This is a genomic window from Kaistia terrae, from assembly GCF_026344005.1.
In the GTDB taxonomy this organism is placed as follows: Bacteria; Pseudomonadota; Alphaproteobacteria; order Rhizobiales; family Kaistiaceae; genus Kaistia; species Kaistia terrae.
In genome coordinates, this window is record NZ_JAPKNH010000002.1 from 82,828 (window position 1) to 94,849 (window position 12,022).

The 12,022-nt window shown below is 63.6% G+C and carries 12 protein-coding genes; 8 read left to right on the forward strand and 4 right to left on the reverse strand.

What is annotated here, in order from left to right:
• The first annotated feature begins 75 nt into the window (after nucleotides 1-75).
• On the forward strand, nucleotides 76-2,754 hold the full coding sequence (locus OSH12_RS05555) for a LuxR C-terminal-related transcriptional regulator (RefSeq protein ID WP_266342532.1): 2,679 nt from the start codon (nucleotides 76-78) through the stop codon (nucleotides 2,752-2,754).
• Nucleotides 2,755-2,813: 59 nt separating this feature from the next.
• Here OSH12_RS05555 and OSH12_RS05560 read toward each other — a convergent pair whose 3' ends face one another.
• The gene (locus OSH12_RS05560; protein WP_266342533.1) at nucleotides 2,814-3,821 is read right to left on the reverse strand and encodes a bestrophin family protein; all 1,008 of its coding nucleotides are present in this window, start codon (nucleotides 3,819-3,821) and stop codon (nucleotides 2,814-2,816) included.
• Nucleotides 3,822-3,996: 175 nt separating this feature from the next.
• Here OSH12_RS05560 and OSH12_RS05565 point away from each other — a divergent pair, with 175 nt between their 5' ends.
• The 3 genes from OSH12_RS05565 to OSH12_RS05575 are packed head-to-tail and all read left to right on the forward strand — an operon-like array spanning nucleotide 3,997 to nucleotide 6,077.
• Entirely contained in the window at nucleotides 3,997-4,749 is a 753-nt protein-coding gene (locus tag OSH12_RS05565; RefSeq protein WP_266342535.1) for an SDR family oxidoreductase, read from the forward strand.
• A gap of 10 nt (nucleotides 4,750-4,759) precedes the next feature.
• A complete protein-coding gene (locus tag OSH12_RS05570; protein ID WP_266342536.1) occupies nucleotides 4,760-5,224 on the forward strand; it encodes a carboxymuconolactone decarboxylase family protein in 465 nt (154 codons plus the stop codon).
• Nucleotides 5,214-6,077, forward strand: a complete 864-nt coding sequence (locus tag OSH12_RS05575; RefSeq protein WP_266342537.1) for a sigma-70 family RNA polymerase sigma factor — start codon at nucleotides 5,214-5,216, stop codon at nucleotides 6,075-6,077. Before OSH12_RS05570 ends, OSH12_RS05575 begins: the two co-directional genes overlap by 11 nt.
• A 19-nt stretch (nucleotides 6,078-6,096) precedes the next feature.
• On the opposite strand, the gene OSH12_RS05580 is transcribed toward OSH12_RS05575, so the two are convergent.
• Nucleotides 6,097-7,035, reverse strand: coding sequence for an AraC family transcriptional regulator (locus OSH12_RS05580; protein WP_266343328.1), 939 nt, complete (start codon nucleotides 7,033-7,035; stop codon nucleotides 6,097-6,099).
• Nucleotides 7,036-7,128: 93 nt separating this feature from the next.
• Here OSH12_RS05580 and OSH12_RS05585 point away from each other — a divergent pair, with 93 nt between their 5' ends.
• The 3 genes from OSH12_RS05585 to OSH12_RS05595 all read left to right on the forward strand — a co-directional run bounded on the left by OSH12_RS05585 (nucleotide 7,129) and on the right by OSH12_RS05595 (nucleotide 9,579).
• Nucleotides 7,129-8,097, forward strand: a complete 969-nt coding sequence (locus tag OSH12_RS05585; RefSeq protein ID WP_266342538.1) for an oxidoreductase — start codon at nucleotides 7,129-7,131, stop codon at nucleotides 8,095-8,097.
• Nucleotides 8,098-8,165: 68 nt separating this feature from the next.
• Nucleotides 8,166-8,750: a TetR/AcrR family transcriptional regulator gene (locus OSH12_RS05590; protein ID WP_266342539.1), complete on the forward strand. Its 585-nt coding sequence runs from the start codon at nucleotides 8,166-8,168 to the stop codon at nucleotides 8,748-8,750.
• A 94-nt stretch (nucleotides 8,751-8,844) separates the two neighbouring features.
• The gene (locus tag OSH12_RS05595) at nucleotides 8,845-9,579 is read left to right on the forward strand and encodes an SDR family NAD(P)-dependent oxidoreductase (RefSeq protein ID WP_266342540.1); all 735 of its coding nucleotides are present in this window, start codon (nucleotides 8,845-8,847) and stop codon (nucleotides 9,577-9,579) included.
• Nucleotides 9,580-9,729: 150 nt separating this feature from the next.
• Here the strand turns inward: OSH12_RS05595 and OSH12_RS05600 are convergent, their stop codons facing one another.
• Together OSH12_RS05600 and OSH12_RS05605 are read right to left on the reverse strand one after the other, a co-directional pair.
• Nucleotides 9,730-10,509: an SDR family oxidoreductase gene (locus tag OSH12_RS05600; RefSeq protein ID WP_266342541.1), complete on the reverse strand. Its 780-nt coding sequence runs from the start codon at nucleotides 10,507-10,509 to the stop codon at nucleotides 9,730-9,732.
• On the reverse strand, nucleotides 10,509-10,832 hold the full coding sequence (locus tag OSH12_RS05605; protein ID WP_266342542.1) for a nuclear transport factor 2 family protein: 324 nt from the start codon (nucleotides 10,830-10,832) through the stop codon (nucleotides 10,509-10,511). Before OSH12_RS05605 ends, OSH12_RS05600 begins: the two co-directional genes overlap by 1 nt.
• A 98-nt stretch (nucleotides 10,833-10,930) precedes the next feature.
• Between OSH12_RS05605 and OSH12_RS05610 the strand changes: the two genes are divergently transcribed.
• The gene (locus OSH12_RS05610; RefSeq protein WP_266342543.1) at nucleotides 10,931-11,830 is read left to right on the forward strand and encodes a LysR family transcriptional regulator; all 900 of its coding nucleotides are present in this window, start codon (nucleotides 10,931-10,933) and stop codon (nucleotides 11,828-11,830) included.
• The last annotated feature ends 192 nt before the right edge of the window (nucleotides 11,831-12,022 follow it).

The window sequence follows — 12,022 nt, forward strand, 5'->3', positions numbered from 1 at the left end:
TCGACCGTTATACTCGGATCCGCATAGGACGTGCCTCTGTTCCAGAGACATGATCGCTATCCTGATCCGGATCCAATGACGGTTGCATCTGTCGTCGACCCTCCAGCCGAAGCGCAGCGCCGCACGAATGTGCCGCGGCGCTTCGGTGACGCCATCGAACGCCCGTTCCTGATCGATTGCATCCGCCACGGCATTGCCGGGCAGGTCGTCGTGCTGCAGGCGCCGTCCGGCTTCGGCAAGACGGAGCTGCTTTCCGCCGCTTTCGCCAATCTGCCCGAGCCGGGCGACCGCTTCGGTTGGCTGACCGTATCGGCGATCGACTCCGATCCTGCCGTATTCCTCGACGGCATCGCGGCGGCGTTCGGCTTGCAGCCGCGCCCGCGCGTCGACGCCGATATCGAGGCTTCGGCGCAGCGCCTGCTGGCGCGGCTTGCCGATGGCGGCGAGCGCTTCGTGCTGTTTCTCGACGAGTTCCAGACCGCCGGTGGCGAGGCTTTTCTCGCCTGCTGTTCGGTGCTGTTCCGGCATCTGCCGGACAATGTCCGCCTCGTCATCGCCTCCAACAGCCGGCCGGACATTCCGCTGTCGCGCTTTCGCCTGCGCGGCTTCCTGACGGAGTTGCTTTCGGGCGATCTCGCCTTCACCCGGACCGAGATGCGACGGCTGCTGGGCAAGCGGCTGGCGCCGAACGAGCTGGATGCGTTTGCCGAGCTCACGGGCGGCTGGCCGGCGCTGGTACAACTGGCCGTGCCGCTGCTGGCATCGGGCCAGGAAACGCGTGATCGCGCCGAACTGCTCGACGGCACGCACCGGACGTTTCGAGACTTCATGTTCGAGGAGATCGTCCCGCGCATTCCTCCCGACATGCGCGAGGCGCTGACGGTCTGCTCGATCCTCGCCGATTTTCCCCTCGATCTCGCCTCGCATCTCGCCGGCGTCGCCGTCGAGCAGCGGTCGGTCCGGGATCTCGAGGATTTCGCGCCGATCATCGTGCCGGTCGACCAGCGGCCGGGCTGGTTCCGCCTGCATCCGGTGCTGCGCGTCACCGTCTCCTCGCAGCTGCAATTGCACCCTTCCGAACGCGTGCTGGCGCTGCATTCCAAGGCTGCGGCCTGGTTTGCTGCCCGCGACCATCTCGAAAAGGCCGTGACGCATGCGTCGCTCGCCGGCGATTTCGCGCTCGCCGCCGAGACCATCCGCCGGGCCGGCGGCGTCAACATTTTCCTGCGCGCCGGCCATTCCGTGCTCGAAAGGCTGATCGAGAACATCCCCGCCGGCGACATCTATCGCTCGCCCAGCCTCAAACTGATCTACGCCCTCGTGCTCGCCAAGCGCGGCCGCATCCGTTCGGCGCGCGAAATCATCGTCGACGTGCGGGAATCCGGCGAGATCAGTGAACTCGCTTTGCTGCCTCCCGATGGCGAACTCGAGTTCAGCCATATCGAGGGGATGATCGACATCTACGAAGATTGTCACTTCGAGGATGAGCAGATCGAGACCCTGGAGCGCATGGTCAGCCGGCTCGGGCCGAAGGATACCTGGGACCGGGGCTGGCTCTATAACCACCTCTGCATCGCCTATACGCGCCGCGGCGACCTCGACCGGGCCCGTACCAATGCGCTGCGCTCGCTCGCCTGCTACCGAGAGGAGCGGGCGGCCTATCCGCAGATCTTCATGTTGATCCATCTGAGCCTGGTCACCATGCTGACCGGCCGGCCCTCGGCGGCGCTGATGCTGGCGCGCGAGGCCGAGGAACTGGCGCAGCGCACGCAATGGAGCGACCACAACCTGCTCGCCATCGCGCACATCCCGATGGCCGAGGCGCTGTACCAGCAGTCGGATGTGCGGATCGCCGAAAAGATGCTGCGCGACGGCATGCCGATCATCGCCCGAGGCGAGGGGTGGGTGGACCTGTTCGTGCGCGGCTATGGCACGCTCGCCCGCGCCCAGATGGGACTGATGGGCATCGAGGCGGCGCTCGCTGTCATGGACCGCGCCGAGGAAGTGGCGATCGAGCGCGACCTGCTGCGGCTGCGCCTCGCCGTGCGCATTCTCCGCGTCGAACTACTCACCCGCGCCGGGCTGCTGGAGGCGGCCGCCCAGATGATTTCGGACATGCCGGCGCTGGACCAGACCCTACTGTGGCCGACCTGGCGCGAATGGGGCGACGCCTCGGTCGCCTATGCCCGCGTCCTGGCCCGCACCGGCAAGCCGGACATCGCCATTTCCCGGCTCGAAACCCTGATGGCCCGCGCCGGTGCCCGCGATCACGGCAGCCATCAATTGGCCGGATCGGTCGTCTCGATCGAGGCCTATTGGGCCGCCGGCCGGATGGAGGAGGCGCTCGCTGCCCTGCAGCGCTCGATCGCGCTGGCGCAGCCGCAGGATTGCCTGCAGATCTTCCTCGACGAGGGCCAGCCGCTGTCACAGGCGGTGCGTGGCATCGTCCGACGCTTCGGTCTCTCGACCTTCAGCCCAAAGACGGCGGAGTTCGTCAGCCGCATTGCCGGCGCGCTGCATCAGGTCAACCCGAACCAGCCTGGCGCCGGCACCGATCTCCTGACGGCGCGCGAAGCCGAGATGCTGGAATTTCTGGCGCGCGATGCGACCAACAAGGAAATCGCCCGCGACCTCGGCCTGACCGAGGCGACGGTGAAGTTCCACCTGAAGAACCTCTACGCCAAGCTCGGCGTCGGCCGCCGCAGCCTCGCCGTCTCGGTCGCCCGCAAGGTCAGCCTGCTCGAGGTCGAATAGGCTCGTCCTGTCCGAACACCTGGTCATCGTCCTCCCGAGCTATCGCTGAGCACTGCTAGCTAGGTGGCTATGCCGTTGCGAGGCTGAAGGGGTTTGGGCAAGTCCAGCTCGCCCATGGCAGAACGCAACTCTATCTCGAGCTCGCGGCAAATCTGCGAAATCGGGACGTCGTTCGCGCCACCCTCGAAGGGATTGGATGTGCTCTCGCCGACCTGGTCGAGCGACATATACATCCAACCCAATAGCGCGCTGAATGGAATGGTCAGCCAGATCGAGATCACACCCCACACGCCGCCCAGCCGGCTCATTTCCGCGAAGACCGGCACTGCGCCGAAGGGCAGGAGCGTGCAGAAGATCGCCACGAACATCGTGCTGACAATGGCATACTGGCGCGGGTAGGGGCTGTTCTTGATCCGGTCGCAGCGGGCCTGCTGGTCATGCAGGTCACGCAGCAGCTTGAGCAGTTCGGTATAGACTTGTGGCGCCAGGCCGGCATCGCGGAACAACAGATTGATCTGGTGCCCTTGCTGGTTGAGCAATTGCAGGGGCGCCGCGAGCATGCCGCTTTTCAGGATCTTTGCCGCTTCGTCGTGTCCCAGCAATGCCGTCAGCTCGTCGGACAGAGACGTCGTGTCCTCGATGACGCGGTATCGTTTGCGAAACGCCGCATTGGATTTGCGCCCCATGGATTCCCAGGGCATCGGCCGGCGCAGGCAGAAGCGCAGGGCCGTCATCCAGGCGATATGGCGATAGACCAGTGCGCGCTTGGTGGGCTCGTCGGTGAAATCGCAACAGAAGCGCGACAGCATGCGGCTGGTCGCCGAGATCTGGGCAAAGGCCTGAAGAGCCTCGCTACTGCGCGCCAGGACCTGTGAATTTTTGAAGCCGGCCATCAGCGACACTGTCGTGCCCAAAACGACGATGATCGGCCAGGGTACGGAGAAGCCCGCAATCGAGGGGATGCTGTAGGCCCCAATGGCACAGAGGCTCACCAGCACCATGAAAAGGATGCTGCCGCGCGACCACAGCGCAAATTCGATCGGCCTATAGGATCTTCCGACGTGCATGGGATGCCCCGAACTCAAGGTTGATGCATCCAAGACGAGACCCATGCGGACGGTGTGACATGCAGCGGGCAGAATCTTTTTCGAACCCCGTGTCACATCCGCCCCAGGCCATCTCGTCTTGCTGCTGAAGACGTCGCCAATCGCGGCACAGCGTCTCGAGCAAAGGGCAAGAACCATGAAGATCCTCGTCATCGGCGGAACCGGCCTCATCGGCTCCAAGACCGTGCGCATACTTCTCGACCGCGGCCATGAGGTCATCGCTGCCTCGCCCAGTTCGGGCGTCAATACGATCACCGGCGAGGGCCTGGCTGAGGCCATGGTTGGTGTCGACGTGGTGCTCGACCTCGCCAATTCGCCGTCCTTCGAGGATGCCGCTGTACTCGAGTTCTTCCAGACCGCCGGGCGCAACCTGCTTGCCGCTGAATCAGCCGCCGGCGTTCGCCATCACGTCGCGCTCTCGGTGGTCGGCACGCAGGATCTGTCCGAAAGCGGCTATTTCCGCGGCAAGCAGGCGCAGGAAGCCCTGATCAAGGCCTCGCCCATTCCCTATACGATCGTGCACTCCACGCAGTTCTACGAGTTCCTCGGCGGCATAGCCAAGTCGGCCGGCGCTGAAGGCACGATCACCCTTTCGACGGCCTTCATCCAGCCGATCGCCTCGCCCGACGTGGCGGCCGTCATGGCGGATGTCGCGCTCGCCGCCCCGCTCAACGGCACGCTCGAAATCGCCGGCCCCGAAAAAGTCCGCATGTCCGATCTGCTGGCCCAATATCTGCGCGATATCGGCGACACCCGCGCCGTCATCGGCACCCCGGAAGCGCTCTATTTCGGAGCCCCTCTGAACGATGACACGTTGCTGCCGCGCGGCACGGCCCGCCTCGGCACCATCGGCTATGCCAACTGGCTCGCCAGCCAGCCCCCGCGTTGAGGAGAGCTCGATGAAGGCCAGACTGGACGATCACCTCAACAAAGCGCCGGCCGCCATCAAGGCCATCATGGCGCTTGAAGCGGCCCTCAGGACCAGTACTCTGGAAACTACCCTCCTGGAACTGGTCAAGCTGCGCGCTTCCCAGATCAATGGTTGCGCCTATTGCATCCATCTGCACGCCACATCCCTGCGCAAGTCCGGTGAAAGCGAAATGCGACTGTACCTGCTGGACGCATGGCGCGAGGCGCCCCACTACACGGCGCGCGAACGCGCGGCCCTTGGCTGGACGGAGACCTTGACCAGGCTGTCGGAAGCCGATGTGGACGAGGCCGAGTACGAAATCCTCGAAGCCGCTTTCACGCCGCAGGAACAGGTCAACCTGACCCTTGCCATCGGCGCCATCAATCTGTGGAACCGCCTTCAGGTCGGCTTTGCCGTGCCCCCTCCATTCCCCGAGGGCGCCTATGACGCCTGACCAGGCTTCGGACGTCTTCGAAACGCACCGGCGCCGGCTGGTCCGTCTCGGCTATCGGATGCTCGGCGGCCGCGCCGCCGCCGAGGACATCGTGCAGGATGCCTGGCTGCGCTGGTCCAATACGGACCAGTCCGCGGTTACCAATGTCGGGGCGTTTCTCACCCGCATCGTCACCCGACTGTGCCTCGATGAAATGAAATCGGCTCGCGCGCGGCGCGAGCTCTATGTTGGCAGCTGGCTTCCCGAGCCGATCCTCGAACCGGACGAGCCCGGCATCGATACTGACGAACTGACCATGACGCTCATGCTCGCGCTTGAACGCCTCTCGCCCCTGGAACGGGCCGCCTTCCTGCTACACGATGTCTTTGGCCAACCGCTCGACGAGATCGCCACCACGCTGGGCCGTGACGCGCCCGCCGTGCGCCAGCTTGCCTCCCGCGCCCGAAAGCATGTGCAGGAGGCCCGCCCGCGCTTTCCCGTCGCCCGCGAGGATGGCGACCGCATCGCCCAGGCCTTCTTTTCCGCCGCTCATACCGGCGATGTCACCGCGCTGCGGGCGCTTCTGGCCGATGACGTCGTGCTGCACTCCGACGGCGGCGGCAAGGTCTTCGCTTTCCTGCGCCCGATTGTCGGCATGGATCATGTGCTGCGGATGTATGGCGGGCTCTATCGCAAGCTCGGCCCCGACTGGACCCAGTTCATCCGACCGGCCTGGATCGACGGCCTGCCCGGCTATGTCAGCCGCGAACGCGGCGCGATCCTGCAGACCACCGCCTTCGCCATAGAGGGCCGCAAGATCACCGCCATCTACATGATGCGCAATCCGGACAAGCTCACCCATGTCGATGGCTGAGCGATCCCTCGCCAAGCATTCAGTGACCCGCGGTATCAGCTTCGATGGCTGAGGAGCCGACCTTCTGTTCGTTTCGATAGCGTGACGGCGACGTGCCATAGATCCGGCGGAAGCTGGCGCCGAAGGCGCTGTCCGAGCGATAGCCGAGAGTTGCGCCGATGCTGGAGACCGGCTCGACGCCACGCCGTAGCTTGCCGGCCGCCAGGCGCATGCGCCAGCGTGTCAGGTAATCCAGCGGCGCGAGGCCAACGCGCTGCTTGAACCGCGCGGCAAAGCTGGACCGCGATTGGCCGGCAAGGCGCGACAATTCGGTGAGCGTCCAATTGCGTTCGGGTTCGGCATGTACCGCCTGCAGCACCGGGGCAATGTGACGGTCGGTCAAACCGCTCAACCAGCCGGTATCATCGGCAGCCCGCTGCGCCAAGTGGGCGCGTAGCACATGGATGAAGGCCAGGCGCAGCAGGTCATTGCACATCAGTTGCGCTCCGGGCGCGCCGGAATCCCACTCGCGATCGAGCTGGTCGAGCAGCCAGGCGATTGGCGCAGCGGCGTCGCCCTTGATGACCAGAATGCGTGGCAGGGCATCGGACAGCACCACGCCATCGATCGTATCGAGCCGCACGCTGCCACCGAGAATGGCGAAGTCGTTGCCCTCGCCCAATTGTGCCGCCATGCCCGAGCCGGAGAACACGTCCTGGGCCGCGACCATCGTCGCGTCCGGTGCGCTGGCCAGATCAAAGGCACCATTGGTGACGACGAAACAGTCGCCGGCCTCCAGGTGCACAGGTGCTTGATCCGCCGTGAGCAGCCAGCAGCCGCCATGGCGCACAACGTTGAACTTGATATTGGCCGGTGCCGCAAACCGAATGCCCCAATCGCCGCCCGCCTGCAGGCTGATCGAGCAGAGCGCAACCGCATTGATGGCATTGAGGATGGCCGACAGGGCATCACTGGGCATGATTTGGACGATCACGATAGTATCCCGGATTTGGCCGACTGGATTGTCTGGGTAGGTAGATCATATGCAGGGTCATTACCAGTGGAGATCAGCATGACACAGCTTCAACATCCCATCGGCTCGCCGTTTTCCGCAGCCAGCACTGCTGCGGACATCGTCAGCGGAATTGACCTGTCCGGCAAGACGGCAATCGTCACCGGCGGCCATTCCGGCATCGGCCTCGAAACCGTGCGGGCACTGGCCGGAGCCGGTGTCCGGGTGATTGTTCCGGCGCGCGACCCCGATCGTGCCACGGCCGCCCTCGCCGGAATTTCCAATGTCGAGATCGACCGGCTCGACCTGGCTGATGCCGCCTCGGTTGCCGCCTTCGGCCGGCGCGTCTTCGAAAGCGGCCGTTCCATAGATATCCTGATCAACGGGGCCGGCATCATGGCTGCGCCATTGTCTCGCGATATCGACGGCCACGAAAGCCAGTTTGCGACCAACCACCTGGGTCACTTCCGTTTGACCGCGGCACTCTGGCCGGCGCTGATGCGCAATGGCGATGCCCGGGTCATCGCCGTCTCATCGCGCGGACATCAGATCGCCGGAATCGATTTCGACGACATCGACTTCCTCGAACGTCCCTATGACAAATGGCTGGCCTACGGTCAGTCCAAGACCGCCAATGCGCTGTTCGCCCTCTCGCTGGACAAGCGGGGCCAAGCCGCGGGCGTGCGGGCCTTCTCGCTGCATCCGGGTCAGGTGCTGACCGGCCTGGCGCGGCATCTCTCGGAAGAGGAGATTGCCGGCTTCGACGCACGGGACGAACACGGAAATCTCCGTGTCGACCCGGCCAGGGGCATGAAGACGGTCCAGCAGGCGGCCGCGACAGCTGTCTGGGCCGCTACAAGCCCGCAACTACAGGGGCTCGGTGGCGTCTATTGCGAAGACTGCGAGATCGCTGCCATCAACACAGCCGAAGCCGGCCGCAAGGGCGTTGCTCCATGGGCGGCTGACCCCGTTTTGGCGGAGCGGCTATGGCTTGTTTCGGAAGCTATGTCGGGCGTATCGATCGCCTGACAGGATGAAGCCCTCCATCTCCTGTAGCCATTCTTGACTATTCAGTCCAGAATGGCTAATTGGAGACTATGGCAAGATCCAAGGAATTCGATCGCGACGCAGCCCTGGCCCGAGCATTGGATGTGTTCTGGACCAAGGGATACGAGGGTGCATCGACGGACGACCTGCTCAAGGGCATGAAAATCGGTCGCCAGTCGATGTACGACACTTTCGGCGATAAGCAGTCGCTATTCCTTGAAAGCCTGCGGTCGTACCACAAGCTCGACAACAAGAACTTCTTCGATCACCTGGGTGACAATCCTTCCCCGCTAGAGGTTCTGCACGGCTTTCTCGCCATTTTCACCCGGCGCAGCGCCGAGGAAAATGCACGCGGCTGCATGGGCATCAATGCCACTACGGCCTTCGGCCATGCCCAGCCGGAGGTGACAGCCCTCGCACGCTGCACGGCAACGAGTGTGGAGACCATGCTTGCCGGCCTGGTCGAGGCCGCGAAGGCGCGGGGCGAGCTCTCCGGGACACTGGACGCAATGGTTGCCGCCAGCTTCCTCTATGCGACCCTGCAGGGCCTGACGGTCCGGGCGCAGGCCGGTGCCAGCCGTGACGAGCTGGCCGCTGTCGCCCACTTCGCCATGAAAGCGCTCTCAGCGATGTAGCCGCCGTCCCGATGCAACCTCATCAACAAGCTTGCCTAATTCTGGACTGATCAGTCCAGAAAATGCCTCTCTGTGCCTGACGAAAGGAAACACAATGTCGGCATCTCTTCTCAACAAACGTGCCATTGTCACCGGGGGGTCGCGCGGCATCGGCGCCGCCATCGTCCGCAAGCTGGTCGAGCAGGGCGCCCAAGTGGCCTTCACCTATTCGGCAAGTCCCGATGCAGCCAAGAGTCTGGTCGACGAACTTACCGCCACCGGCGGCACGGCCTTCGCTCTCCAGGCCGATAGCGCCGATCCTGCAGGCCTGCAGGCCGCTATTCGTCAGGCGGTCGATCGGCTCGGCGGTCTCGACATTCTGGTCAACAATGCCGGCACCCTGGTGCATGCGCTGATCGACGATTTCAGCCAGGCGGATTTCGACAGGACCATGGCGATCAATGTGCGCGCGCCCTTCTTTGCCATGCAGGAAGCAGCGCGGCATATGCAATCCGGCGGCCGCATCATAAACGTCTCCAGCAATGTCGCGGTGAGCGCGGCCGTGCCCGGTGCCAGCGTATATGGTCTGTCCAAGTCCGCGCTCACTGCGATGACGCGTTCCCTTGCCCATGAGTTTGCGCCAAAGGGCATCACCGTCAATGCTATCCAGCCGGGTCCAACCACGACCGACATGACCTCGGGCATGGAGGACTTCATCCTCGGCATGGTGCCGGCGGGTCGAATGGCACATGCCTCGGAACCTGCAGCGCTCGTTGCCTACCTCGCCGGGCCTGATGCCGGCTTCATCAACGGCGCTGCCGTGACCATCGATGGCGCGATGACCGCATGACACTGGTTCGACGGCCTTGCCGTGGACTACGGCAAGGCCGTCCTTGAAATAGACTGTAGGTTCGTATTCTCGATCTTGTTCTCTGATGATCGGGTTGGGGCGATCACGGTCCGCCGCGAAGTATTGCCCCGAGTTATTGACTTGCGTTGACTATGCCGTCGGGATCGTGCCGCCGTCGATTACATGCTCCGTGCCGGTAATCGATGCGGCGCGGTCCGAGGCGAGGAAGCCGATCAGGTTGGCAACTTCTTCTGGCTCAGCAGGCCGACCAAGGGGAATGCCGCCCAGCGAGTCCATTATCAGCTTTACGCCGCCCGCATAGTCGGTGCCTGCTTCCCTGGCGAGACGTTCGGCCAAACCTTTTGACGCCTCACCTGCGATCCAGCCCGGAGAGACCCGCACTACGCGCACTCCCTTGGGCGAAACCTCCTTGGACAGACTTTTGCTGTAGGTCGACAGCGCCGCCTTGGCCGCTGCATAGGCCGTCGTGGCATCCGGCAGAGGCAAGCGGTTCTGGATCGAGGTCACGTGGATAATGACGCCGCTTCCCTGTGAAATCATGTCCGGAAGGAGCGCGCGATCCAGCCGGATCGCGGGGTACAGGTTCAGATCAAATTCCTTACGCCATTGCGCGTCGTCGAGTGCTGCAAAGCCCCCGGCTGGTGCGGACGAACCACCCAGCATGTTGACCAGGACATCAAGGCCGCCCAAGCGCTCTCGAACGGCGTCAGCTACGGTCCTGCATCCAGTTTCCGTTGTCAGATCGGCCGCCACGAACAGGGCTTCCCGCAACGTGTCGGGCCTCGCCCGTGCCGTGGTCAGGACTCGTGCGCCCAGATCGCGGAACAGAGCTGCGGTTGCCGCGCCGGCGCCGCGCGTGCCCGATGTGACGAGCACGCGCTTTCCCGTCAGGTTCAAAAAGTCGGTCATCAGTGAATTTCCAGCGTGGCGATCCGGCCGCGTACGAGCGTGAATGTGTAGTCGAGCATCACTGGACTAGTCGGAAAATCACCATTGACTTTGCTTTTCACCACGATGCGGTCACCGTCGACCGACTGCGCAACGGGCTCGGAAGCGAGGTCGGCGTATTTCGTCGAGGTGGCCAGCCGCCATGCCAGGATTTCCGCGAGGCCGACGTACTCGGCTCCTTCATCCCGAACAATGGCGTCGGGTGTGAAAATGACATCTAGAGAGCCCTTGTCGGCATTGAGGTGGGCATCGAAATAGGCTGCGATTTCAGGGAGGAGTTTCATGGCGACCATCCTTGTCTTGTGATGCCACCAATATGAAGGTGGACCGTTGTGCCGATAAGTGGGATAAATTGGCATGTGGAGATGAATGGATCGGGATAATGTTTCGTGCGAGTTTGACGGATCTTGATGCAGTTATCGCCGTATCCCGCAGGGGTTCGTTCCGAGCTGCGGCTATCGACCTGGGTGTCTCAAGCACAGCCTTCAGCCACACGATTGCCCGCCTCGAGGCCGAGCTTGGCGTCCGCCTGTTCAACCGAACGACCCGAAGCGTATCGCTGACCGATGCAGGTCGCACGTTCATTGAGGAGGTCGGTCCCGCCCTGCAGTCTATTGCCGAGGCGATCGTGGCGGTCAGCGCGCAGCGCCAGACCCCATCGGGCGTCCTGCGCATCAACGCGGCCGTTACCGCTGCGCGCGAATTCCTGTCGCCGCTGGTGCTGGAGTTTCTCCGGCGCTTTCCAGACATGGAGGTCGACCTGGTGACGGAGGGGCGCCTGGTCGACATCGTCGCCGAAGGATTCGACCTCGGCGTACGCGTGGCGAACCTGGTGCCCACTGACATGATCGCGGTGTCGCTGGGCCGCCCGCAGATCTATGCCGTCGTCGGTTCACCGGGCTATTTCGCCAGACACTCGATTCCGAGAACGCCGGCCGACCTGCTGGCCCATCGCTGCGTCAGGGTGCGGTTGCCGAATGGCGCGCTATACCGCTGGCAATTTGAGAAGCAGGGCGAAAGCGTACAGCTCGATGTGCGTGGACCGATCACCCTGGACGAGGGAACTCTGTCGAGACAAGCTGCGATCGAGGGACTCGGGCTAATCTACATACACGAATATGCCGTTCTCGAAGACATAGGTGCGGGCAGACTGGTTCGCGTCCTGGAGGACTGGACCCCTAAGCTCCCAGGGCTTGCCATCTACTACCCAGGCCGACGCAACCTTTCCGCGGGAATGCGGGCATTCATTTCGTTGGCAAAAGAGTTGGCCGCCAAAGAGTAGGCAGGCGCGGCACGACGCACGCAATAAGTTGCGGTCAGGCGATCAGCCAGTCGACGAACAGATGAAACAGCAAGCCGATTTCGCCGGCCACGCTACCCATCAGGACGGCGAGCGCCAATTGGCGTGCCTCGTCCGTCCGTCACGGCTCGAGAGCCGTCAGCCGGTCATGAATGCCTGTTCCATCCCTTCCGT